The sequence below is a fragment of the Achromobacter sp. HZ34 genome, from assembly GCF_002209485.1.
GTDB lineage: Bacteria > Pseudomonadota > Gammaproteobacteria > Burkholderiales > Burkholderiaceae_B > Bordetella_C.
This window is the reverse complement of the sequence record NZ_NJIX01000004.1, coordinates 216445-240166: the sequence shown is the minus strand read 5'-3', so window position 1 is coordinate 240166 and position 23722 is coordinate 216445. Positions and strand designations below refer to the sequence as shown.

Genomic DNA, 23722 nt, shown 5'->3' with positions numbered 1-23722 from the left:
ATGGGAAAAATCACCGGCTTTCTGGAATTCCAGCGCCTGAATGAAGCCTACGCCGCGCCGACCGCGCGCCTGAAGAACTGGCGCGAGTTCGTCTTGCGCCTGGACGACGACCAGTCCAAGCAGCAGGCGGCGCGCTGCATGGACTGCGGCATTCCGTTCTGCAACAACGGCTGCCCCGTCAACAACATCATCCCGGACTGGAACGACCTGGTGTACCGGCAGCAATGGCGCAAGGCGCTGGACGTGCTGCACTCCACCAACAACTTCCCCGAGTTCACCGGCCGCATCTGCCCGGCGCCCTGCGAGGCCGCCTGTACGTTGAACATCAACGACGACGCCGTGGGCATCAAGTCGATCGAGCACGCCATCATCGACAAGGGCTGGGAAGAAGGCTGGGTTGCACCGCAACCGCCCGTGCGCAAGACCGGCAAGAAGGTTGCCGTGGTGGGTTCGGGCCCGGCCGGACTGGCCTGCGCGCAGCAACTGGCGCGTGCCGGCCATGCCGTGACGCTATTCGAAAAGAGCGACCGCATCGGCGGCCTGCTGCGCTACGGTATTCCCGACTTCAAGCTGGAAAAGGCGCAGATCGACCGCCGTATTTCGCAGATGGAAGCGGAAGGCGTGGAGTTCTGCCCGTCGACGTATATCGGCGAACCCGCCGATGCCGAAGACGGCCTGACCACCCGCACGCCGGCCTCGCTGAAAGAAGAATTCGACGCCGTGGTCATGACCGGCGGCGCGGAAAACCCGCGCGACCTGCCGGTGCCCGGTCGTGAACTGGAAGGCGTGTACTTCGCCATGGACTTCCTGCGCCAGCAGAACAAGGCCGTGGCGGGCGACCGCCTGTCGGGCCAGACGCTGGCCAAGGGCAAGCACGTCATCGTCATCGGCGGCGGCGACACCGGATCGGATTGCGTGGGTACCAGCAACCGCCACGGCGCCGCGTCGGTCACCCAGTTCGAACTGCTGCCGCAGCCGCCCGAGTCGGAAAACAAGCCGATGACCTGGCCCTACTGGCCGGTCAAGCTGCGCACGTCGTCCTCGCATGACGAAGGCTGCGACCGCGACTGGGCGGTCACCACCAAGTCGCTGCAAGGCGAGAATGGCGTGGTGAAGAAGCTGGTGGCGGCGCGCGTCGAATGGGTCAAGGACGAAGCCACCGGCCAGATGAAGATGCAGGAAGTCGAGGGTTCGGAATTCGAAATGAAGGCCGACCTGGTGCTGCTGGCCATGGGCTTCGTGTCGCCCCTGCAAAAGGTGCTGGACGCCTTCGGCGTGGACCGCGACAGCCGTGGCAACGTGCGCGCCAACACGGACGACTATCGCACCAGCGTGGACAAGGTCTTCGCCGCGGGCGATATGCGCCGGGGGCAATCGCTGGTGGTCTGGGCCATCCGCGAAGGCCGCCAGGCCGCCCGCTCCGTCGACGAGTTCCTGATGGGTGAAAGCGACCTGCCGCGTTAAGGTCACGCTGCACTTGCTCAGCATTGGAAGCCTTGCCCGCCGGACTCATCCGGCGGGCTTTCTTTTGAGCGCGCTGTATCGGTTTCCCGACGCCTCAGCCACTTTGGTATCCCATAATTAAGTCTTTCGACAACTGCATTTAGGTAAGATCAGCGCCTGTTCATACGCTGGCCAGCCGGGCCGGCCTTCATCCCTCATACCGGGTGCCTCCGTGCGATCCCCCGCCTCCGCCACTGCCTCGCAGCCACCCGTCGAACTCGGCGCGCCGCCCACCCTGGCACAGATTTTCACCGCGTTCAGCAAGATCAGCCTGACCAGCTTCGGCGGCGGCCTGAGCGGCTGGATGCTGCGCGAATTCGTCCAGCGGCGGCGCTGGCTGTCGGAGGACCAGTTCCTCAGCGGCCTTTCGCTGGCCCAGGCCTTCCCCGGCGTCAACGTGGTGAACCTGGCGATCTGGATCGGCTACCAGCTGCGCGGTAGCCGTGGCGCGCTGGTGGGCGCGCTGGGCATGGTGGTGCCGGCCATGCTGGTGGCCATCATGGTGGCGGCGGCCTTCGGCGAAATCGCCCACGCGCCCCTGGCGCACCGGGTGCTGGCGGGCGTAGCGGCCGCCGCGGTGGGCCTGTCGCTGCAGATGGGCATACGGGCGGCGTACCGTGCTGCCTACGGCGCCGCGCCCATCGTCATCATGGTGATCACCTTCGGCGGCATTTTCCTGGCGCAATTGCCCTTGCTGTGGGTGGTCGGCGCCATGGCGCCCCTGTCCATCCTGCTGGCCTGGCTGCGCCTGCGCCGGGAAGGCCAGGCCGCGGCGATGGCGCACGCAGGTGCCGGCGCAGGATCGGCTACAGGCGCGGATGGCGGTGCCCGTGCCGATGTGGATGCGGAAACCCGGCCATGACATCCGCTGCTCATCTGTTCGACCTGTTCACGGTATTCACGCCGCTGTCCTTCCTGACCGTCGGCGGTGGCCAGAGCGTGGTCGCCGACATCCACCGCCAGGCGGTCAACGTCTATGGGTGGATGAACGACAACCAGTTCCTCGACCTGTTCGCCCTGTCGCGCGTGTCTCCCGGACCGGGGTCGATACTGGTAACCCTGGTCGGCTGGCAGGTTGCCGGCATCCTGGGCGCGCTGCTGGCGTCGATCGCCATCTTCGTGCCTAGCAGCCTGCTGGTCTACGGACTGGCGCGCGTCTGGGCGCGCTACAAACACCAGCGCTGGACCCGCGCCATCGAAATCGGCCTGGCCCCGGTGGCCGCGGCCATGATCCTGGCTGCGTCCTGCACCATATTGCGCGCCGCCGAGGGTGGACCCTGGGCCTGGGGCGTCGCGGCGGTGGCTACGGTGCTGCTCATCTACACGCGCGTCAGTCCCTTCCTGTTGATGGGTACCGGCGCGCTGGTCTTCTGCCTGGTGTTGCGCTGAGACGCCATTCCGCAAATCTCCGCTTGAATGTTGCACGGCGCGCCGGCTGAATCCTCGGACGCCGGCTGCGCAGTGCGCGGATTGTTCGTCTACAGCGGTTTTTCTCCTCGCATCTCCCGTCAAGTCGGCGAAGATCGACATTTTGACGCCGAATCGAGCGCCTCCAGGCAACGCCCTGCCGTAGCGGCTGCTCATCCAATTTCTCGAAATATCACAGAATTTCTCTGCAATTAGGCGATCTTGACGGGCACTTCCCTGGTTTAATCGGCTCCGCTGCCGGCCACTGCCGCGTCAACAGGCCGTCATGTCATGCTCTCCGGCACCTGAGATGTGTCTGGGAGCGCCCCTGATGCTCAGGCTATACAATGTGCGGTCCAGATTTCGGGGGACGGAATGACCCGTCCACTGCCTTCCCCTCTATGCCTGACCTACCCGCAAACCAACAGCACGCTGCGCTGCAATTCGACGACGTTTCCCTGGGATACGGCGAATTCACCGTCCTGAGCGGCATCACCATGACGGTGGCGCCGGGACAGGTCGTGGCCGTGATGGGTGGCTCCGGGTCGGGCAAGACGACCATGCTGCGTGCCGCCACCGGCCAGCTGATCGCCCGGGCCGGCACCGTGTGCGCCTTCGGCCAGGACCTGGCCCAGGCCACCCCTGCCCAGTTGCAGGCCCTGCGCAAGCGCATGGGCGTGCTGTTCCAGCAGGGCGCCCTGTTCACCGACCTCAACGTCTTTGAAAACGTCGCCTTTCCGCTGCGCGAACACACGCGCCTGGACGAGGCCGAAATCGTCAGCCGCGTGCTGGACAAGCTGCAGGCCGTGGGCCTGCGCGCCGCCGCGCATCTGAAGGTATCTGAAATCTCCGGCGGCATGGCGCGCCGCGTGGCCCTGGCGCGCGCGGTGGTCCTGGAGCCCGAACTGATTCTCTACGATGAACCCTTCGCCGGCCTGGATCCCATTTCCATGGGCATCACGGCCCGCCTCATCCGTAGTCTGGCCGACCGCCTGGGATGCGCCTCGGTGCTGATCACCCACGACGTCCAGGAATCCTTTTCCATCGCCGACCAGGTATATCTGGTCGGCCAGGGCCGCCAGGCAGCCGCCGGCACGCCCCAGCAACTGAACGCCTCGCAGGATCCCTACGTGCGCCAGTTCCTGGACGGCGCGCCCGACGGACCGGTGGCCTTCCACTATCCCGAAACCCCGGCCTTCGCGCGCTGGCTGGCGCGCCAGGAGGGGAGCAAGCCATGACAGACAGCAGCAGAGTGGAGCGTGCGGGGCACAAAAGCCCGGGGCTTATCTCCCGCCTGGGCGGCGGGGTGCGCGGCACCATCGCGGGCCTCGGCTATTTCACCCGCTTCTTCCTGGCGCTGCTGGGACGCAGCGGCACCGCGCTGCGCCGGCCCCGCCTGGTGTCGCAGCAAATCCACTTCATCGGCAACTATTCGCTGCTGATCATCGCCGTATCCGGCATGTTCGTCGGCTTCGTGCTGGGCCTGCAGGGTTATTACACCCTGCGCCGCTACGGCTCCGAGGAATCGCTGGGCCTGCTGGTGGCCCTGTCGCTGGTGCGCGAACTGGGTCCGGTGGTCACGGCCCTGTTGTTCGCCGGCCGCGCGGGCACCTCGCTGACGGCGGAAATCGGCCTGATGAAGGCCGGCGAGCAGTTGTCGGCCATGGAAGTGATGGCGGTGGACCCGATGCGCCGGGTGCTGGTGCCGCGCCTGTGGGGCGGGATCATCGCCATGCCGGTGCTGGCCGCGGTATTTTCCATGGTGGGCATCATGGGCGGCTGGGTCGTCGGCGTGGTGATCATCGGCGTCGACGCCGGCGCTTTCTGGTCGCAGATGCAAGGCGGCGTGGACGTCTGGTCCGACGTCGCCAACGGCGTGATCAAGAGCATCGTGTTCGGCATCACGGTCACGCTGGTGGCGCTCTACGAAGGCTGGCAGGCCAGGCCGACACCGGAAGGCGTGGCGCGCGCCACCACCCGGACGGTGGTGGTGGGTTCGCTGGCCGTGCTGGCCCTGGACTTCCTGCTGACCGCACTGATGTTCGGCAACTGACCCGGCCACTGCCCACAAAAACTCAATCCTGCTGATACTGATACGCACACCTGACGGATACATATGTCACGCGAAAAAACCGATTTCTGGGTAGGCCTGTTCGTGCTGCTGGGAGCCGCCGCCCTGGTGTTCCTGGCCCTGCGCGCCGGCAACCTCAGCACCTTCTCCTTTGCGCCGACCTATAGCGTCAGCGCCAATTTCGACAATATCGGCGGCCTGAAGGAAAGGGCCGCGGTCAAGAGCGCGGGCGTCGTGGTCGGCCGCGTCGCCAAGATCGGCTTCGACGACAAGACCTTCCAGGCCGTCGTCACGCTGCAACTGGACACCCGCTACAAATTTCCCAAGGATTCGTCGGTCTCCATCCTGACTTCCGGACTGCTGGGCGAGCAATATGTCGGCGTCACCGCCGGCACCGAAGAAGATAATTTTGCCGATGGCGGAAAAATCCGCTATACACAAAGCGCCGTCGTCTTGGAAAACCTGATCAGCCAGTTCCTTTATGGATCGGCCGAAAAACAGGGTTCCGCGCCGGCCGGGGACGCGGCCCCCAAGAACTGAGCACTTCCGTGACACCTGGCGTCTCCAGACACGGGTGTCTCCTCCGAGAAGCCTGACAGATACAAGAAACAATATGAACACCCCCTCTTTTTATTGGACCGGTCTTTTGCGCGTCGCCTCGTTCGCCGCGGCCGGACTGACCCTGGCAGGCTGCGCGTCCGTGCAGAATCCCGACCCGCGCGACCCGTGGGAAGGCTTCAACCGGGGCGTGTATTCGTTCAACGACGCGGTCGACCGCAACTTCCTGCGCCCGATCTCCGTGGGGTACACCTACGTCACGCCGCAGCCGGTGCGCACCTGCGTGCACAATATGTTCAATAACGTCGCCGACGTCTGGGCCGCCGCCAACAGCATGTTGCAAGGCCGCGGCCTGGATGCCATCAACACGGTTGGCCGCTTCCTGTTCAACACCACGCTGGGCGTGGGCGGATGTATCGACGTCGCCACGGCCAACGGCCAGCCGCGCATCCCCAACGACTTCGGCACCACCCTGGGCGTCTGGGGCTTCAGCCAGGGTCCGTACCTGGTGCTGCCATTGTGGGGCTCCAGCTCGGTGCGTGACGGCGTAGGCATGGCCGGTGACTTCGTCGGCAATACCTACACCAGCGTGGGGGCCATCGACAACGTGCGCGTGCGCAACTCGCTGTATGGCCTGGAAATCGTCGACCGCCGCGCCAGCCTGCTGGATGCGACCGACACCGTCGACCGCATCGCCCTGGATCCCTACAGCTTCGTGCGTGATGCGTATCTGCAACGCCGCAATGCCATGGTGCTGGGTCAGAAGGGCCAGGACAAGCTGCCTGACTACAGCGATGACGATGGCGGCACGGACGCCAAATCGGCGCCTGGAACCGCCCCGGCGACCCCCACCGTCCCGGCGCCTGGCGCCAACCAGTCGGGCACGGTCTCTCCGGCCAAGCGCTAAATCCGCGCGGCACGCCGTTTGCCGGTGTGCCGCCGCTTCCCGTATCTGTAAGGAGTCTCCATGCGGTTTTTCCCCGCTAGTTCCCTGTTGCAACGCCTGGCCCTGGTGGGCCTGCTCGGCCTGGGCGCCGCCCACGTGGCGCATGCGGCCCCGGACGCCACCGGTGCCCCGGACAAATTCGTACAGCAGGTCGCCGACGAAACCCTGGCCGCGCTGAAGTCCGGCGGTGGCGTCAAGGCCGGCGATGTCGCCCGCGTCAACCAGGTGGTGACGCAGCGCATCCTGCCTTATGTCGATTTCGAGAAAACCACCCGCCTGAGCGCCGGCCGCTACTGGCGCCAGGCCACGCCGGCCCAGCAGAAAGACCTGGCGGAAGCCTTCCGCGGCACGCTGGTGCGTACCTATGCCGGCGCCCTGACCCGCGTGGACGACCAGACCGTCTCCAAGACGCTGCCCTTCCGTGGCGATGCCAAGGCGGATGACGTGGTGGTGCGCACCCAGATCAGCCAGTCCAACGGCCAGAACACCAGCGTCGACTACCGCCTGGAAAAGACCAGCTCCGGCTGGAAGATCTACGACCTGAATGTGGAAAACATCTGGCTGATCCAGAACTACCGCAACCAGTTCGCCCAGCAGATCAACCAGAACGGCATCGATGGCCTGATCAAGGCGCTCAACCAGCGCAATCAGTAAACGGCTACGCGCGATAACCCCGCGCGCCGCCCGGGCATGCCGGTCGGCGGCGACCGTATAATGCGTGATTCGCTCTTTTACGGGCTCGTCGCCGTCCCATGTCCGCCGTTTGTCTCGAAAACGTCTCGAAAATCTACACCCCGCGCCATCCCGGGTGGAAAAAATGGCTGGGTAAACCAGCCAAGCCGGGCTTCCAGGCCCTGCGCAACGTCAGCCTGAACATCGAGCACGGTGAGTTCTTCGGGCTGCTCGGTCCCAATGGGGCCGGCAAGACCACCATGATTTCCATCCTGGCCGGCCTGGCCCGCGCCAGCAGCGGGCGCGCCAGCATCTGTGGCCACGATGTCGTCGATGATTTCCGCATCGCCCGCCGTTCGCTGGGCGTGGTGCCGCAGGAACTGGTCTACGACCCTTTCTTCACGGTGCGCGAGACCTTGCGCATCCAGTCCGGCTATTTCGGCCTGCGCCGCAATGACGACTGGATCGACGAAATCCTCTTCAACCTGGGCCTGGCCGACAAGGCCGACAGCAATATGCGCGCGCTGTCGGGCGGCATGAAACGGCGTGTGCTGGTGGCTCAGGCGCTGGTGCACCGGCCGCCGGTCATCGTGCTGGACGAACCCACCGCGGGTGTCGACGTCGATCTGCGCCGCACCCTGTGGGAATTCATCGTCCGCCTGAACAAGGCCGGCCACACCATCATGCTGACCACACATTACCTGGAAGAAGCGGAAGCGCTGTGCAACCGCATCGCCATGCTCAAGGGCGGCCGCATCGTCGCGCTGGATACCACGCAGGCACTGATGGCCCGCGTGGGCGGCGTCGACCTGGAAGACGCCTTCGTGCGCATCATGCACGGCGAAGGCCAGCAGGACGAGGAAACCCGCCTGACGGAGGTGCTGTCGTGACGCCGCCGATCGAACCGCGCGCGCTGCCCCTGGTAGCGCCCGACCTGAATGCGGGTTCCGGCTTTCCCACCCTGCTGCGCAAGGAACTGCTGCGTTTCTGGAAGGTCAGCTTCCAGACCATCGCCGCGCCGGTCATTACCGCCTTGCTGTATCTGGTGGTGTTCGCGCAGGTCCTGCAGGACAAGGTCCAGGTGTACGGCACCGTGGCCTACACGTCCTTCCTGATCCCGGGCCTGATGATGATGAGCATGCTGCAGAATGCCTTCGCCAATCCATCATCGTCCCTGATCCAGAGCCGCATCACGGGCAATCTGGTGTTCATCCTGCTGCCGCCCCTGTCCTACCGCGATCTCTTCGGCGCCTACGTGCTGGCAGCCATCGTGCGCGGCCTGGCGGTGGGCCTGTGCGTGTGGGTGGTGGCCCTGTTCTTCACGCCGCTGCATCCCGCCCATCCGCTGTGGGTGCTGGTTTTCGCCGTGCTGGCCTGCGGCATCATGGGCAGCCTGGGCCTGGTGGCCGGCCTGTACTCGGAAAAATTCGACCAGCTGGCGGCCTTCCAGAATTTCCTCATCATGCCGGCGACCTTCCTGTCCGGCGTGTTCTACTCCATCCATACGCTGCCGGCTTTCTGGCAAGGCGTATCGCACTGGAACCCGCTCTTCTACACCATCGACGGCTTCCGCTACGGCTTCTTCTCGGTTTCCGACGTGTCGCCCTGGCGCAGCCTGGCGGTGGTGGGTGTGGTGTTCCTGGCGCTGGCCACTCACGCCATACGCCTGCTGGCCAGTGGCTACAAACTCCGGAATTGACGACCATGCTTCCCACTCCCGAACAAGTCCGACAATACATACTCGACGGCCTGTCCTGTGAGCATATCGACGTGCAGGGCGACGGTTCGCATTTCGACGCCGTCATCGTCAGCGCGGCCTTCGAAGGCAAGCGGCCCATCGCCCGCCATCAACTCGTCTACGCCGCCCTGGGCGACCGCATGAAAGCAGAGATCCACGCCCTGTCCATGCGTACCCTGACCCCGACCGAATACGAGGCCGGGCGCTGATGCGCGTGCCGCGCAGCTTGTATCCAGGCGCGCTGCCCCCAATAAAGAGTCGATACGGCAAGGAAACCGCATGAGCTCCATCTCCCAGAACGGCCGCCAGGACACGCCGCTGACGCTGGCCCTTTCCAAAGGCCGCATTTTCGAGGAAACCCTGCCGCTGCTGGCCGCCGCCGGTGTCGAGGTCACGGAGAATCCCGAAAACTCCCGCAAGCTGATCATCCCGACCAGCGATCCCGGCCTGCGCCTGATCATCGTGCGCGCCTCCGATGTACCGACCTATGTCCAGTACGGCGCGGCCGACCTGGGCATCGCCGGCAAGGACGTGCTGATCGAGCATGCCGCAGAGCATCCGGGCGGGCTGTACCAGCCCATCGACCTGAATATCGCCAAATGCCGCCTGTGCGTGGCCGTACCCACCGGTTTCGACTACGAGAAGGCGGTCCACCAGGGTGCGCGCCTGCGCGTGGCCACCAAGTACGTGACGGCGGCGCGCGAGCACTTCGCCGCCAAGGGCATGCACGTGGACCTGATCAAGCTGTACGGCTCCATGGAGCTGGCGCCGCTGGTGGGACTGGCCGACGCCATCGTCGACCTGGTGTCCTCGGGCGGCACGCTGCGCGCCAACAACCTGGTCGCGGTCGAGGACATCATGCATATTTCCTCGCGCCTGGTCGTCAACCAGGCCGCGCTGAAAACCCGTGGCGAGCGCCTGCAACCCTTGCTCGACGCCTTCCAGAAGGCCAGCGCCACCCCTGTTGGAAGCTGACCTTCAGGCTAAGCCTGCAAGCCGTTTTCGCTTGATGAATTTTTACCCGATGCCGGCGCGTGTCCGCCGGCACCGGAATGGGATGAACACCATGGCATTGATCAACCGCCTCGACGCCCGCGATCCGGGCTTCGCCTCCGCCCTGCGCCAGCTGCTGGCTTTCGAAGCCTCGGAAGACGAATCCATAGACCGCACCGCGGCCGACATCCTGCATGCCGTGCGCACGCGCGGTGACGAGGCGCTGCTGGAATACACGCGCCGCTTCGACCGCGTGCCGGCCGACAGCGTCGCCGCCCTGGAAATTCCCAAGGACAGCTGGCATGCCGCCCTGGCATCGCTGCCGACGGCCCAGCGCGAGGCCCTGGAGTCCGCCGCTGCCCGCGTGCGTGCCTACCACGAGCGCCAGCGTGGCGAGACCTGGACCTATACCGAAGCCGACGGCACCGTGCTGGGCCAGAAGATCACGCCGCTGGACCGCGTCGGCCTGTATGTGCCGGGCGGCAAGGCCGCGTATCCGTCGTCGGTGCTGATGAACGCGATTCCCGCCAAGGTCGCCGGCGTGCCGGAACTGATCATGGTGACGCCGACGCCGGACGGCATCCGCAATCCCATGGTGCTGGCCGCCGCCGCCATCGCCGGCGTCGACCGCGCCTACGCCATCGGCGGCGCCCAGGCCGTGGGCGCGCTGGCCTATGGTACGGCCATCATCCCGCAAGTGGACAAGATCGTCGGCCCCGGCAATGCCTACGTGGCGGCCGCCAAACGGCGTGTCTACGGCACGGTGGGCATCGACATGATCGCCGGTCCCAGCGAAATCCTCATCATCTGCGACGGCCAGACCCCGGCGGACTGGATCGCCATGGACCTGTTCTCGCAGGCCGAACACGACGAGTTGGCGCAAGCCATCCTGCTGTGCCCGGACGCCGCCTACCTGGACCAGGTGGCCGCCGCCATCGAACGCCTGCTGCCGACCATGCCGCGCGCCGACATCCTGCGCACCAGCCTGGCCAACCGTGGCGCCCTGATCCTGGTGCGCGACCTGGAAGAAGCCTGCGCCATCGCCAACGACATCGCGCCCGAGCACCTGGAAATCTCCACCGTGGACCCGCAGCAGTGGGCCGACCGCATCCGTCACGCCGGCGCCATCTTCATGGGCCGCTACAGCTCGGAATCGCTGGGCGACTACTGCGCCGGGCCCAATCACGTGCTGCCCACCTCGCGCACCGCGCGTTTCTCGTCGCCGCTGGGGGTCTATGACTTCCAGAAGCGTTCCAGCCTGATCCAGGTGTCGCGCGAGGGTGCCCAGACGCTGGGCCGCATCGCCGCCGAACTGGCCTACGGCGAAGGACTGCAGGCGCACGCCGGCAGCGCCGAATACCGGCTCGACAAGCCATGATCCAGGACGCGCTCGGCGCCGCGGCTGGGTCACCTGCACCCGGGTCATCTGCGGTTGCATCGCCTGCGGCCGCCGCCGCGGCAGCCACCGTGCGGCGCGATATCCAGGCCATCGCCGCCTATGCCGTCGGCCATGCCGAAGGCGGCATCAAGCTGGATGCCATGGAAAATCCCTACCCGCTGCCGGACGAGGTGCGCGAGGACATCGCCACCGCGGTATGGGCCACGGCCCTGAACCGGTATCCCGGCGACGCGGCCACCCTGCACCGGGCCGTGCGCGAGGCCTTCGACATCCCGGCGCAAGCGGCACTGCTGTTCGGCAACGGCTCGGACGAGCTGATACACCTGATCGTGCAGGCCTGCTGCGAACCCGGCGACGTGGTGCTGGCGCCGGCGCCGTCTTTCGTCATCTTCGAGATGGCGGCGCGCTACAACCACGCCCGCTACGTCGGGGTCCCCCTGACCACCGGCCTGGAACTCGACCTGCCCGCCATGCTGGCGGCCATCGCCACGCACCGGCCCAAGGTCATCTTCCTGGCCCTGCCCAACAACCCGACGGGCGGCCTGTGGCCGGCCGCGGCCGTGCAGGCCATCCTGGCAGCGGCGCCGGGCCTGGTGGTCATCGACGAGGCCTACCAGCCCTTCGCCGACCAGACCTGGATGCCGCGCGCGGCGGAGCTGGCCAATGCGGTCGTGCTGCGCACCGTGTCCAAACTGGGCCTGGCCGGCCTGCGTTTCGGCTATCTGGCCGGGCCGCCGGCGTGGATAGGCGAATTCGACAAAGTCCGCCCGCCCTACAACGTCGACGTGCTGACCGAAGCGGTGTTGCTGGCCGTGCTGGCCCATAAACCGGTGCTGGACGCCCAGGCCGCGCAGCTGCGCGCCGACCGCGAACCGCTGGCACGGGCCCTGGCCGAACTGCCCGGTACAACGGTCTATCCGTCCGCCGCCAACTTTCTGCTGGTCCGCTTTTCGGAGGAGTTAGGAGCGGATGCCGTGCATCAAGCGCTGAAATCGCGCAAAATATGGGTCCGTGCATTCGGTGGCGGCGACGTTTTGCTCAAGAATTGCCTGCGCATCTCCATCGGCACCCCCGCGGAAAACGCGGCCCTGCTGGCGGCGCTGCGGGAAATCCTCGGTCATCCGCCACAATCGGCGGGCCTGAAGCAAGCCTCCGCCGCCTGAGCCCCTGGCCCGCTCCGCTCATACGAACGTTCTTTACGAGTACTCCATGCGTACCGCCGAAATTACCCGCAACACCAACGAAACGCGCATCCGCGTGGCGATCAACCTGGACGGCACCGGCCGTCAGGCCATAGACACGGGCGTGCCTTTCCTCGACCACATGCTGGATCAGATCGCCCGCCACGGCTTGATCGATCTGGAAGTGAAGTGCGACGGCGACCTGCACATCGATGACCACCATTCGGTGGAAGACGTCGGCATTACGCTGGGCCAGGCCATCGCGGCCGCCATCGGCGACAAGAAGGGCATCATGCGCTACGGCCATGCCTACGTGCCGCTGGACGAAGCCCTGTCGCGTGTGGTGGTGGACTTCTCCGGCCGTCCCGGCCTGGAATTTCACGTTCCGTTCACGCGTTCGCACATCGGCAAGTTCGACGTCGACCTGACTCGCGAATTCTTCCAGGGCCTGGTCAACCACGCCCTGATCACCCTGCACGTGGACAATCTGCGCGGCCAGAACGCGCATCACCAGTGCGAAACCGTCTTCAAGGCCTGTGGCCGCGCGCTGCGCATGGCGATCGAGCGCGATCCGCGCAGCCAGGGCGTGGTGCCGTCCACCAAGGGCGTTCTGTAATCAGGCTATCGGGCATACCTTCGTGACTACCATCGCTATCGTCGACTACGGCATGGGCAATTTCCATTCGGTGGCGCGTGCCGTTGCGCACGCCGCGCCGGACGCCGACATCCGTATCTGCAACCAGGCCGCCGACATCGACGCGGCCGACCGCGTGGTCTTCCCCGGCCAGGGCGCCATGGCGGACTGCATGCGCACGCTCAACGAATCGGGCCTGCGCGACGCCGTCAAGCGCGCCGCCCGCGCCAAGCCGCTGCTGGCCGTGTGCGTGGGCGAACAAATGCTGTTCGACACCAGCGAGGAAGGGCCGACCATCTGCCTGGGCATTTTCCCGGGCGTGGTGCACCGTTTCAGCGGCCCGCAGTACGCCGCGCCCATCGGCGCCTATGAAGAGCACCCGGCGCAGCCGCAGCAGGAACTGCTGAAAGTGCCGCACATGGGCTGGAACCAAGTGCGCCAGTCGGGCTCTCATCCTATCTGGGCCGGCATTCCGGACCAGACGCACTTCTATTTCGTGCATAGTTATTACGCCGTGCCCGCCGATCCTTCGATTATTGTTGGGGAAAGCGATTACGGCGGTTCCTTTACCTGCGCGGTAGCGGCGGATAACATTTTCGCGGTGCAATTCCACCCCGAGAAGAGTGCCGAACATGGCTTGCGCATGTACCGCAATTTTGTAGACTGGCGCCCATGACTGCCTGCTGCCGCCCCAACGCGGCAGCGACGTCTGCCGGCCTGGCCCCTTCTGTTCCGACCAACTAAAATTTTTACGCGCTATCAATCATGCTGCTGATCCCCGCCATCGACCTTAAAGACGGACGCTGTGTCCGCCTGCGCCAGGGAGACCTGGACGATGCAACGGTGTTCTCCGAAGACCCCGCCGCCATGGCCACCCACTGGCTGGAGCAGGGCGCGCGCCGTCTGCATCTGGTGGACCTGAATGGCGCGGTTGCCGGCAAGCCGCGCAACGAGGCCGTCATCAAGGCCATCGTCGACGCCGTCGGCGACGAGATCCCGGTACAGATCGGGGGCGGCATCCGCGACCTCGACACCATCGAGCGCTATCTCGACAGCGGCATTTCCTACGTCATCATCGGCACCGCCGCGGTAAAGAACCCCGGTTTCCTGCACGATGCCTGCGGCGCCTTCCCCGGCAGCATCATCGTCGGCCTGGACGCGCGTGACGGCAAGGTCGCCACCGACGGCTGGAGCAAGCTGACCCGCCACGACGTGCTGGACCTGGCCAGCAAGTTCGAGGACTACGGCTGCGAAGCCATCATCTACACCGACATCGGCCGCGACGGCATGCTGTCCGGCGTGAACGTGGATGCCACCGTGCGCCTGGCGCAACACGTGCGCATTCCCATCTACGCCTCGGGCGGCATCGCCGGCCTGCAGGACATCGAAGCCCTGTGCGCCGTCGAGGAAGAAGGTGTCGAAGGCGCCATCCTGGGCCGCAGCATCTACGAAGGCGCGCTCGACTTCCAGGTCGCGCAGACGCGCGCCGACGAACTGGGCAAGCAATGACAGACAGCGCAACGGGCACCGCGGTCAACGCTTTGACGCGGCGCATCATTCCCTGCCTGGACGTGACCGCCGGGCGGGTCGTCAAGGGCGTGAACTTCGTCAACCTGATCGATGCGGGCGACCCCGTCGAAATCGCGCGCCGCTACGACCAGCAGGGCGCTGACGAACTGACCTTCCTGGACATCACCGCGACCAGCGATGGCCGCGACCTGATCCTGCCCATCATCGAGCAGGTGGCCTCGGAAGTGTTCATTCCCCTGACCGTGGGCGGCGGTGTGCGCCAGGTCTCGGACATCCAGCGCCTGCTCAACGCCGGCGCCGACAAGATCAGCATCAATAGCGCTGCCGTGGCCAATCCGGAACTGGTACGCGCGGCCGCGGACTTCCACGGTTCGCAGTGCATCGTTGTCGCCATCGACGCGCGCCGCGTGTCGGAGCCCGGTGCCGCTGACCGCTGGGAAGTATTCACCCATGGCGGGCGCAAGGCCACCGGCATCGATGCCGTCCAATGGGCGCGCCGCATGGCCCAATACGGCGCCGGCGAGATCCTGCTGACCAGCATGGACCGCGACGGTACCAAGTCCGGTTTCGACCTGGCCCTGACCCGTGCCGTGTCCGACGCCGTGCCCGTGCCCGTGATCGCTTCGGGCGGCGTGGGTACGCTGCAGCATCTGGCCGACGGTGTCACCACCGGCCGCGCCAGCGCGGTGCTGGCCGCCAGCATCTTCCACTACGGTGAGCACACCGTGGGCGAATGCAAACGTTTCATGGCCGATCAAGGCATTGCGGTACGATTGGACGCATGATGGATAACACTCCCGCCTGGTTGGCCGACGTCGAATTCGACGCCAACGGCCTGATACCCGCCATTGCCCAGGACGCCGCCAATGGCCAGATCCTGATGGTGGCCTGGATGAATAGCGAATCGCTGGCCGAGACCGCCGCCACCGGTCGCGCCGTGTACTGGTCGCGCTCGCGCCAGCGCCTGTGGCGCAAGGGCGAAGAGTCCGGCCACGCGCAGCTGGTGCGCGAGTTGCGCCTGGATTGCGACGGCGACGTGGTGCTGCTGAAGGTAGAGCAGCAGGGCGGCATCGCCTGCCACACCGGTCGCGCCAGCTGCTTTTTCCGCCGCCTGGACGGCCAGGACGCGGACGCCGCCTGGACCACCGTCGATCCGGTGCTGAAGGATCCGGAGCTGATCTACAAATGAATGCCGCCCAAAACGTGGACGCAAATGCCGCGGACGCAAAGACGGCCGATGTGCTGGCACGCATCGCCGACATGCTGGAAACCCGCCTCCCGCGGAACGGCGGCGACCCGGCGGCTTCCTATTCGGCCAAGTTGCTGGCGCGCGGCCCGGACGCCTTCCTGAAGAAGATCGGCGAAGAGGCCACGGAACTGGTCATGGCCGCCAAGGATGGCGTGGCGGACAAGATCGTCTATGAAACGGCCGACCTGTGGTTTCATTGCCTTGTCGCCTTGGCCCACTACAATCTGCGCCCCGAAGACGTGCTGGCCGAACTGGCCCGCCGCGAAGGTATGTCGGGCCTGGCCGAAAAAGCCAGCCGGCCGGCGTCCTGAAGCCGGTTTCCAGGGTGCCATTCCCTATCGAGGTCTCATGAGCGAAAACTGTATCTTCTGCAAGATCGGCCGTGGCGAGATTCCGGCGAAGAAGGTCTACGAAGACGACGATTTCGTCGCCTTCCACGACATCAATCCCGCCGCGCCGGTGCATCTTCTGCTCATTCCGCGCCGCCATCTGGCGTCCATGCAGGACGTGACACCCGAGGACGCGGGCTGGTTGGGTAGAATGATGGCATTGGCGCCTCGATTGGCGGCCGAAAACGGCTGCAATCCGGGCCCACAAGGCGGATTCCGCATCGTCGTCAATTCCGGCGTAGAAGGCGGACAAGAAGTCCCGCATCTGCATTTACACATTATTGGCGGTTCGCGACCCTGGGCGGGTCGCGCAGCCCCGAACGCTTGATTACGGAGAACCGTCATGGGCAGTCTCAGCATTTGGCATTGGTTGATCGTCCTCGTCGTGGTGGCGATGATTTTTGGTACTAAGAAGCTGCGCAACATCGGCGGCGACCTGGGTGGTGCCGTCAAGGGCTTCAAGGAAGGCATGAAGGACGCCAACGGCGACCGTGTCGAACCCGAAGCGCCGGTGCAGCAGCGTGTCGGTGGCGACACCATCGACGTCCAGGCCAAGGAAAAGACCCACTCCTGATCCCGCAGCCCGCGCCATGCGTGGTGGGCCGCAGCGCGGCCGCCGGCGGGTGCCTACTCCCACTACGGCCGTCGTATGTTTGATATGAGTATGGGGGAACTGATGGTGATCGGCGTCATCGCGCTGATCGTCATCGGTCCCGAACGTCTGCCCAAGGTCGCCCGCACGGTAGGCCACTTGCTGGGCCGCGCGCAGCGCTACGTCAACGACGTCAAGGGCGATATCCGCCGCGAGATCGAACTGGACGAGCTGCGCAAGTTCAAGAGCGAGATGGAGGATGCCGCGCAGACCGTGCAGACGTCGATGCGCGACACCACCGAATCCCTGCGTGAACCGGCCCAGGCGCTGCGCCAGGAGCTGGATGATGCGGCCAAGGCCGCCAGCGGCGCACTGTCGCTGTCGACCCCTGTCGTCGACGAGGACGGGCAACCGGCCCATGTCGAAACCGCTGCTGGCACCCCGGCTGCGACTGGCGTGGACAGCAATGCGCCAGCCGTCACTGAATCCGCAACCGGCGCCGCTGCCGGGACCGCGACGGAGCCTGCTACCGGCGCCGCCATCGTGGGTGCCGACCCCGCGGCGGGTACCCGGGTGGAAACGGGCGCCTTGCCCGCCAGCGCTATCGCATCCGCCACGGAAGCCACGCCCGGCCTGACCATCCCCGCTGAAGTCGCGGGCAAACTGCGCGTTGCCGCGGCAGCCCCGGTATCCGCAACCCCGGCCACCCCTGCTGCACCCGCTGCCCCGACCCCGGCCGCGGCACCTGTTCAATCGTCTACCGGTACGCCCACGTGAGCCAGGAAGTCCCACAAGAAGAAGGACAAGAAGACAGCTTCATGTCCCACCTCATCGAGCTGCGCTCGCGCCTGATACGCGCGGTGCTGGCGGTGCTGGCGGTCTTCGTCGTGCTGTTCCTGTATCCGGGCACCGCCAAGATCTATGACCTGCTGGCGCGCCCGATGCTGTCATCGCTGCCGGAAGGCACGCACATGATCGCCATCGGCGTGATCACGCCCTTCATGGTGCCGCTGAAGGTGACCATGATGGCGGCCTTCGTCATTGCCCTGCCAGTGGTGCTGTGGCAAGCCTGGGCCTTCGTTGCCCCCGGTCTGTACAAGCACGAAAAGCGCCTGGCGCTGCCGCTCATCGTCTCGACGACCATACTGTTCATCGCCGGCATGGCGTTCTGCTATTTCGTCGTCTTCCACACCATCTTCCACTTCATCGCCAACATCGCACCGAGTTCGATCACGACGGCGCCGGACATCGAGGCCTACCTCGGTTTCGTCATGACGATGTTCCTGGCCTTCGGCATTACCTTCGAAGTGCCGGTGATCGTCGTGCTGCTGGTGCGCTTCGGCGTGGTCGACGTCAAGAAGCTGGCCGCCGCGCGCGGCTATGTGGTGGTGGGCGCGTTCGTCATCGCCGCCGTGGTGACGCCGCCCGACGTGGTCAGCCAGTTCCTGCTGGCGGTGCCGCTGGTCCTGTTGTTCGAACTGGGCCTGATCTGCGCCCGCATGGTGCGGCCCAACAAGAGCGCCGTTGCCGACGGCGAAAACGCGCTGGTGGAAAAGGAATAAGAAGACGCAAGGCGCGGGGGGTCGGATTATTCCTACCCCAACGTCCGAACACAGAGGCAAAAACAGGACTGATTCACGCTTGTCGGCTACGGAACCGGTCCGTAGAGTGTTCGCATGAACATCGCTGACCGTCTTTCCTCGTTGATGCGCTGGCGCGGCATCCGCAGCCAGCGGCACCTGGCCCGCCTGTCTGGTGTCCCGCAGACTTCCATTCATCGCATCCTGGCCGACCGGCCGGGCTATGCGCCGTCCTATTCCACGGTGGGCAAGCTGGCCTATGCCCTGTCCGTCAGCCCCGACTGGCTGCGCGGCGACGAACACGCGATGCGGATACGCCCGCCCGCCATCGCGCTGCCACCCCGCCCGCCGCGACCTTCGCAGCGCGGCGAGGACGATGTAGCGGAGATGAAGCGCCTGATGGCCACCCTGACCGCCGCCGAGCGGCGCAAGATCGTGGCGGTGGTGCGCCTGATTGCCCAGGGGCGGCTACCGTCTACTTTGGCCGCTGAGGCCGCACGCCAATCTTGACCTTCAAATTCATCAAGCGGTTGTTGCGCAACACGGTCACCACCACTTCCTGATTGGGTGGCAGCAGGGCAATCATCGCCAGCATGGACGTCGTGTTCTGCACTTCATTGCCATCCAGGCTGCGCACGATGTCTCCCACCTTCAGGCCACCGCGTCCGGCCGGGCCGTCGCGCATCACGCCCGCGATGATGACACCGCTGTTGCTGGACAGGCGGAAGGCGCGCGCCAGTTCCGGCGTCAGGTCCTGCGGCTCGACCCCCAGCCAGCCGCGCTTGACCTGGCCGGTGCGGATGATCTCGTCCATGACCGCGCGCGCCGTATCGATGGGAACGGCAAAGCCGATGCCCAGCGAGCCGCCCGACTGCGAGTAGATGGCGGTATTGATGCCCACCACATTGCCGGCCGCGTCGATCAGCGCGCCGCCCGAATTGCCGGGATTGATGGCCGCATCCGTCTGGATGAAATTCTCGTAGGAGTTCAGGCCCAGGCGATTGCGCCCCAGCGCCGAGATGATGCCCTGGGTGGTGGTCTGGCCCACGCCGAAGGGATTGCCGATGGCCAACACGACGTCGCCCACCTTCAGGCCCGTATCCGCGCCCAGCGTGGCCACGGGGGTCTCGCCGAACTGCGCGGGCAGCTTGAGCACCGCCAGGTCGGTGTCCGGATCGGCACCTACCACCTGGGCGGCGGTCTCGCGGCCGTCAGCCAGGGCCACCTCGATGGCGTCCGCGGCCTCCACCACGTGATAGTTGGTCAGCACGTAGCCGGCGCGCACGATGACGCCCGACCCCAGGCTGGTCGATTCATGGCGCCGCGATGCGTTCGGCAACTGGCCCATCAAGCCACGCAGGACCGGATCGTTGGGCTGGGGAATCGACGGCACGTCGACATGCTTGGCCGTGTACACATTGACCACGGCGGGCGCCGCCCGCGCCACCGCGTTGGCGAAGGACAGCAAGGGCGCGGGAGGGGCCGGTTCCGGCGCTGCGGCCCGCGGCTCGGCCTCGGGGACGGCAGGCGCGCCGCGGCCGCCCAGGGCCACCCAATCGGGCCGCAGCGCGGAGACCACGAATAGAATGGCAAGACTGACCGTGACGGCCTGGGCGAATATCAGCCAAAGTCGACGCATGAATTTAGGAAGGCAAGGCTATGAACAGAATAGATACCCACGAACTGGCGGCGTGGCTGGACCAGACGCTGCAACCGGCGCGCTTCAAGGACTACGCCCCGAACGGCCTGCAAGTGGAGGGCAAGGCATCGGTGGGCCATATTATCGCTGGAGTCACCGCCACCGAAGCCTTGCTGCGCGTAGCGATCGAACGCGGCGCCGATGCGTTGCTGGTACACCACGGCTGGTTCTGGCGCAACGAAGACGCCCGCGTGCGCGGCCCGCGCCGCAACCGGCTGGCGCTGACACTGGCGCACGACCTGAACCTGTTCGCCTACCACCTGCCGCTGGACGCCCACCCGCAACTGGGCAATAACGCGCAGCTGGCGCGCGTGCTGGGCCTGGAACCGGAGGCCGATGCCAACGGTAGCCCGCGTACCTGTGGCCGCGACAACCTGATCTGGCTGGGTAGCGCGCCGGGCATCGCCACGGTGGGCGAGTTGACGGCCCGCATCGCCGAACGCCTGCAACGCACGCCGCAAGTGATCGGCGATCCGGACCAGCCGGCAGGCCGCATTGCCTGGTGCACCGGCGGCGCCCAGGGCATGTACACCGAAGCGCTGGATGCCGGCGCGCAGGTGTACATCACCGGCGAAATCTCCGAGCCTTGCGTGCACACGGCGCGCGAGACCGGCACCACCTTCATCAGCGCCGGCCACCATGCCACGGAACGCTACGGCGTCCAGGCACTCGGCGAAGCCGTCGCGCGCCAGTTCGGCATCCGCGTCGACTTCGTCGATATCGACAATCCGGTCTAGTGCCAGTTCACACCGGCGACCGGACCGCTTATACACCCGGCGTGCGTGGCGGTTGCTGCGGCTGCAGCGGCTGCGGCGCGGCGGCTTGCTGCAGCGCTTGCGCCTTGAGCAAGTCGCGGATTTCCGTCAACAGCTTCTGGTCGGCGGTGGGGCCGCCAGGCGCGGCGTCCAGCTTGGAACGCGCACCGGCAATCGCCTTGACCATCAGGAAGATGATGAAGGCCAGCAGGATGAAGTTGATCAGGATGGTGACGAAGTTACCCCAGGCGAACACGTTGCCGCCGGCCTTGAGGATTTCGGCATACGTCATCGGGCCGGTGTAGCCCTCGGGCATATGCAAAACGATGAACTTGTTGGAGAAATCGACCGAACCACCCAGAATGAAGTTGATCAGGGGCATCACGATGTCTTTGACCAGGGAGTCGACGATCCTGCCGAACGCCGCACCGATGATGACACCAACGGCCAGGTCAACGGCATTTCCCTTGACGGCGAAGTTGCGGAAGTCTTTTAGAAATCCGGTCGCTTTGCTCATACGTGCTCCTTACAGTGATACGCCCTGGATTGGGCTGAGGCTATAATACGCGGTTGCTACATTGTTACAAATGGCCAGCCACATATCCACACCCCTTTTAAGGGGGAATGCTACACACCGTTGTCCAACGGGCAGCGGTCGCATAACAAGGATGGAAGATGAGTCAGAACACGATGGTGCATGGAGATGATGAAGGCGCAGTACCCACCAATTTGCCGCCTGATCCATCTAGACGTTTTTGGGTAACAACAGCCTGTGCTCTGGGTGGCGTTGCAGGGGTAGCAACCGCCGTGCCTTTTGTCAGTACCTTTGCCCCCTCCGCCAAGGCCCGCGCGGCCGGCGCTCCCGTTGAAGTCAACGTTGGCGATATTCCCGTCGGCCAGATGATCACGGTTGAATGGCGCGGCAAGCCAGTCTGGATCATTCATCGTTCGAAAGAACAACTCGAAGGCCTCAAGGTCAACGATCCTCTCGTTGCCGACCCGCAATCCAAGCGGCCGGGCTTCACTCCCGCGTATGCCGAGAACGAACACCGCTCACGCAAGCCCGAGCTGTTCGTCTGTGTCGGCATCTGCACGCACCTGGGTTGTTCGCCGACCGCTCACTTCGAGACAGGTGGCGCGGGCGGTTTGCCTTCGAATTGGGAGGGCGGTTTTCTCTGCCCCTGCCATGGTTCCACCTTCGACCTCGCCGGCCGCGTGTTCAAGAACAAGCCCGCGCCGGACAACCTCGAAGTGCCTCCGTATCAGTATTTGACCGACGCCCGCATCATCATCGGTGTCGACGAAGACAACAAAGCCTAGGACCCACGCCCCTCGTCACGGGGGGTGGGTGCCTGCGCACACAAGAATCAGATACGCCGGGCGGGGAACCCGCCACGTATAGCAAAGGAGCGGCTTCATGGCTGGCGAGAAACACGTCGAGACAACAGGTTTGCTGGGTTGGGTGGACAGGCGCTTCCCTGCCACCGCCACCTGGAAGGCACATCTTTCCGAGTACTACGCCCCGAAGAATTTCAACTTCTGGTACTTCTTCGGCTCGTTGGCGCTGCTGGTGCTGGTGATCCAGATCACCACCGGCATCTTCCTGGTGATGCACTACAAGCCCGACGCGGAACGTGCGTTCCAGTCCGTCGAATACATCATGCGCGAAGTGCCCGGCGGATGGCTGATCCGCTACATGCACTCGACCGGCGCATCGATGTTCTTCGTGGTGGTCTACATGCACATGCTGCGCGGCCTGTTCTACGGGTCGTACCGCAAGCCGCGCGAACTGGTCTGGATCTTCGGCGTGGCGATCTTCCTCTGTCTGATGGGCGAGGCCTTCTTCGGCTACCTGCTGCCCTGGGGCCAGATGTCGTACTGGGGCGCGCAGGTGATCGTCAACCTGTTCTCCGCCATCCCGTTCATCGGACCGGACCTGGCCATCTTCATCCGCGGCGACTATGTCGTGTCCGATGCCACGCTGAACCGCTTCTTCGCCTTTCACGTCATCGCCATTCCGCTGGTGCTGGTGGGCCTGGTGGCGGCGCACCTGGTGGCGCTGCACGAAGTGGGGTCGAACAATCCGGACGGCGTGGAAATCAAGCAGGGCCCGAAGGACCGCTTCGGCCGGCCGCTGGACGGCGTGCCTTTCCACCCGTATTACACGGTGCATGACATCGTCGGCGTGGCGGGCTTCCTGATCGTGTTCGCCGCCATCGTCTTCTTCGGCCCGGAAATGGGCGGCTATTTCCTCGAGTACAACAACTTCATCCCCGCCGACTCGCTGAAGACGCCGCCGCACATCGCGCCGGTGTGGTACTTCACGCCGTTCTACTCGATGCTGCGCGCCACCACCGACGACTTCACCTGGGTGTTGTCCGGCGCCGCGGTCCTGGGCGCCATCGCGCTGTTCCTCAAAGGTAACTTCAAAGGAATCTGGCGCCTGGTGGTGCCGGTCATCCTGCTGGCCATCGCCGTGCTGCTGCGTGTCCTGGACGCCAAGTTCTGGGGCGTGGTGGCCATGGGCGGCACGGTGGTCATCCTGTTCTTCCTGCCCTGGCTGGACCATTCCCCGGTCAAGTCGATTCGCTACCGGCCGGATTGGCACAAGGTGCTTTACGGCATTTTCATGATCAATTTCGTGGTCCTCGGTTATGTCGGCACCCAGCCGCCATCACCCGCGCTGAACCTGACATCGCAGATCGGCACGCTCTATTACCTGGCGTTTTTCCTGTTGATGCCGGTCTGGAGCCGTCTGGGCACCTTCAAGCCCGTACCCGACCGCGTCGTCTTTCACGCCCACTAAGCCCCAGGACCTGAAACGGA

Annotated in this window: 30 protein-coding genes; 28 read left to right on the top strand and 2 right to left on the bottom strand. The window is 65.3% G+C overall.

All coding sequences use genetic code 11. From position 1 onward, the window contains the following. From CEY05_RS17635 to CEY05_RS17515, 25 genes are all read left to right on the top strand, one after another. Complete coding sequence (locus CEY05_RS17635; RefSeq protein ID WP_088596809.1) at positions 1-1464, top strand: glutamate synthase subunit beta; 1464 nt, start codon at positions 1-3, stop codon at positions 1462-1464. A gap of 211 nt (positions 1465-1675) precedes the next feature. Beyond that, positions 1676-2365 carry a chromate transporter gene (locus tag CEY05_RS17630; RefSeq protein ID WP_198952820.1) on the top strand — a complete coding sequence of 230 codons (690 nt, stop codon included), beginning with the start codon at positions 1676-1678 and terminating at the stop codon, positions 2363-2365. After that, entirely contained in the window at positions 2362-2892 is a 531-nt protein-coding gene (locus tag CEY05_RS17625) for a chromate transporter (RefSeq protein ID WP_088596807.1), read from the top strand. The genes CEY05_RS17630 and CEY05_RS17625 overlap by 4 nt, the downstream gene beginning before the upstream one ends. A gap of 419 nt (positions 2893-3311) precedes the next feature. Beyond that, positions 3312-4148: an ABC transporter ATP-binding protein gene (locus tag CEY05_RS17620; protein ID WP_198952819.1), complete on the top strand. Its 837-nt coding sequence runs from the start codon at positions 3312-3314 to the stop codon at positions 4146-4148. Continuing rightward, positions 4145-4963 (top strand): lipid asymmetry maintenance ABC transporter permease subunit MlaE, encoded by an 819-nt coding sequence (mlaE, locus tag CEY05_RS17615; RefSeq protein WP_088596805.1) that lies wholly within the window; start codon positions 4145-4147, stop codon positions 4961-4963. The genes CEY05_RS17620 and mlaE overlap by 4 nt, the downstream gene beginning before the upstream one ends. 63 nt (positions 4964-5026) lie before the next feature. After that, entirely contained in the window at positions 5027-5521 is a 495-nt protein-coding gene (mlaD, locus tag CEY05_RS17610) for an outer membrane lipid asymmetry maintenance protein MlaD (protein ID WP_088596804.1), read from the top strand. 73 nt (positions 5522-5594) lie between these two features. Continuing rightward, positions 5595-6446 carry a VacJ family lipoprotein gene (locus CEY05_RS17605; protein WP_088596803.1) on the top strand — a complete coding sequence of 284 codons (852 nt, stop codon included), beginning with the start codon at positions 5595-5597 and terminating at the stop codon, positions 6444-6446. A 60-nt stretch (positions 6447-6506) separates the two neighbouring features. Further along, positions 6507-7139, top strand: coding sequence for a phospholipid-binding protein MlaC (locus CEY05_RS17600; RefSeq protein ID WP_088596802.1), 633 nt, complete (start codon positions 6507-6509; stop codon positions 7137-7139). A gap of 98 nt (positions 7140-7237) precedes the next feature. Next, entirely contained in the window at positions 7238-8047 is an 810-nt protein-coding gene (locus CEY05_RS17595; protein ID WP_088596801.1) for an ABC transporter ATP-binding protein, read from the top strand. Further along, positions 8044-8856: an ABC transporter permease gene (locus tag CEY05_RS17590; protein WP_088596800.1), complete on the top strand. Its 813-nt coding sequence runs from the start codon at positions 8044-8046 to the stop codon at positions 8854-8856. Before CEY05_RS17595 ends, CEY05_RS17590 begins: the two co-directional genes overlap by 4 nt. 5 nt (positions 8857-8861) lie before the next feature. Further along, a complete protein-coding gene (locus CEY05_RS17585) occupies positions 8862-9104 on the top strand; it encodes a BolA family protein (protein WP_088596799.1) in 243 nt (80 codons plus the stop codon). A 70-nt stretch (positions 9105-9174) separates the two neighbouring features. Next, on the top strand, positions 9175-9870 hold the full coding sequence (gene hisG, locus CEY05_RS17580; RefSeq protein WP_088596798.1) for an ATP phosphoribosyltransferase: 696 nt from the start codon (positions 9175-9177) through the stop codon (positions 9868-9870). A gap of 91 nt (positions 9871-9961) precedes the next feature. Beyond that, positions 9962-11266: a histidinol dehydrogenase gene (gene hisD, locus CEY05_RS17575; protein WP_088597634.1), complete on the top strand. Its 1305-nt coding sequence runs from the start codon at positions 9962-9964 to the stop codon at positions 11264-11266. Further along, positions 11263-12450 (top strand): histidinol-phosphate transaminase, encoded by a 1188-nt coding sequence (hisC, locus tag CEY05_RS17570; protein ID WP_088596797.1) that lies wholly within the window; start codon positions 11263-11265, stop codon positions 12448-12450. The genes hisD and hisC overlap by 4 nt, the downstream gene beginning before the upstream one ends. A 46-nt stretch (positions 12451-12496) precedes the next feature. Beyond that, complete coding sequence (hisB, locus tag CEY05_RS17565; RefSeq protein WP_088596796.1) at positions 12497-13084, top strand: imidazoleglycerol-phosphate dehydratase HisB; 588 nt, start codon at positions 12497-12499, stop codon at positions 13082-13084. A gap of 22 nt (positions 13085-13106) precedes the next feature. Beyond that, complete coding sequence (hisH, locus tag CEY05_RS17560) at positions 13107-13778, top strand: imidazole glycerol phosphate synthase subunit HisH (RefSeq protein ID WP_088596795.1); 672 nt, start codon at positions 13107-13109, stop codon at positions 13776-13778. An 89-nt stretch (positions 13779-13867) separates the two neighbouring features. Then, positions 13868-14611: a 1-(5-phosphoribosyl)-5-[(5-phosphoribosylamino)methylideneamino]imidazole-4-carboxamide isomerase gene (gene hisA, locus CEY05_RS17555; RefSeq protein WP_088596794.1), complete on the top strand. Its 744-nt coding sequence runs from the start codon at positions 13868-13870 to the stop codon at positions 14609-14611. Next, the gene (gene hisF, locus CEY05_RS17550; protein WP_088596793.1) at positions 14608-15417 is read left to right on the top strand and encodes an imidazole glycerol phosphate synthase subunit HisF; all 810 of its coding nucleotides are present in this window, start codon (positions 14608-14610) and stop codon (positions 15415-15417) included. Before hisA ends, hisF begins: the two co-directional genes overlap by 4 nt. Beyond that, on the top strand, positions 15417-15821 hold the full coding sequence (gene hisI, locus CEY05_RS17545; RefSeq protein ID WP_088597633.1) for a phosphoribosyl-AMP cyclohydrolase: 405 nt from the start codon (positions 15417-15419) through the stop codon (positions 15819-15821). The genes hisF and hisI overlap by 1 nt, the downstream gene beginning before the upstream one ends. Then, the gene (locus tag CEY05_RS17540; protein ID WP_088596792.1) at positions 15818-16192 is read left to right on the top strand and encodes a phosphoribosyl-ATP diphosphatase; all 375 of its coding nucleotides are present in this window, start codon (positions 15818-15820) and stop codon (positions 16190-16192) included. Before hisI ends, CEY05_RS17540 begins: the two co-directional genes overlap by 4 nt. A gap of 37 nt (positions 16193-16229) precedes the next feature. After that, the gene (locus CEY05_RS17535) at positions 16230-16598 is read left to right on the top strand and encodes a histidine triad nucleotide-binding protein (protein WP_088596791.1); all 369 of its coding nucleotides are present in this window, start codon (positions 16230-16232) and stop codon (positions 16596-16598) included. A gap of 15 nt (positions 16599-16613) precedes the next feature. After that, positions 16614-16844, top strand: a complete 231-nt coding sequence (gene tatA / locus CEY05_RS17530) for a Sec-independent protein translocase subunit TatA (RefSeq protein ID WP_088596790.1) — start codon at positions 16614-16616, stop codon at positions 16842-16844. Between the two features lie 90 nt (positions 16845-16934). Further along, on the top strand, positions 16935-17639 hold the full coding sequence (tatB, locus tag CEY05_RS32000; protein WP_369825960.1) for a Sec-independent protein translocase protein TatB: 705 nt from the start codon (positions 16935-16937) through the stop codon (positions 17637-17639). A 41-nt stretch (positions 17640-17680) separates the two neighbouring features. Further along, on the top strand, positions 17681-18424 hold the full coding sequence (gene tatC, locus CEY05_RS17520) for a twin-arginine translocase subunit TatC (RefSeq protein ID WP_369825959.1): 744 nt from the start codon (positions 17681-17683) through the stop codon (positions 18422-18424). Positions 18425-18538: 114 nt separating this feature from the next. Continuing rightward, complete coding sequence (locus tag CEY05_RS17515) at positions 18539-18952, top strand: helix-turn-helix domain-containing protein (protein ID WP_088596787.1); 414 nt, start codon at positions 18539-18541, stop codon at positions 18950-18952. On the opposite strand, the gene CEY05_RS17510 is transcribed toward CEY05_RS17515, so the two are convergent. Further along, positions 18918-20081, bottom strand: coding sequence for a S1C family serine protease (locus CEY05_RS17510; RefSeq protein WP_088596786.1), 1164 nt, complete (start codon positions 20079-20081; stop codon positions 18918-18920). The genes CEY05_RS17515 and CEY05_RS17510 overlap by 35 nt on opposite strands. A gap of 20 nt (positions 20082-20101) precedes the next feature. Here CEY05_RS17510 and CEY05_RS17505 point away from each other — a divergent pair, with 20 nt between their 5' ends. Next, a complete protein-coding gene (locus CEY05_RS17505) occupies positions 20102-20878 on the top strand; it encodes a Nif3-like dinuclear metal center hexameric protein (RefSeq protein WP_088596785.1) in 777 nt (258 codons plus the stop codon). 28 nt (positions 20879-20906) lie between these two features. Here the strand turns inward: CEY05_RS17505 and mscL are convergent, their stop codons facing one another. Further along, positions 20907-21413 carry a large conductance mechanosensitive channel protein MscL gene (gene mscL / locus CEY05_RS17500; protein WP_088596784.1) on the bottom strand — a complete coding sequence of 169 codons (507 nt, stop codon included), beginning with the start codon at positions 21411-21413 and terminating at the stop codon, positions 20907-20909. A 158-nt stretch (positions 21414-21571) separates the two neighbouring features. On the opposite strand from mscL, the gene petA reads away from it, so the two are divergent. Together petA and CEY05_RS17490 are read left to right on the top strand one after the other, a co-directional pair. Further along, positions 21572-22216: a ubiquinol-cytochrome c reductase iron-sulfur subunit gene (petA, locus tag CEY05_RS17495; protein WP_088596783.1), complete on the top strand. Its 645-nt coding sequence runs from the start codon at positions 21572-21574 to the stop codon at positions 22214-22216. Between the two features lie 97 nt (positions 22217-22313). Then, entirely contained in the window at positions 22314-23702 is a 1389-nt protein-coding gene (locus CEY05_RS17490; RefSeq protein WP_088596782.1) for a cytochrome bc complex cytochrome b subunit, read from the top strand. The last annotated feature ends 20 nt before the right edge of the window (positions 23703-23722 follow it).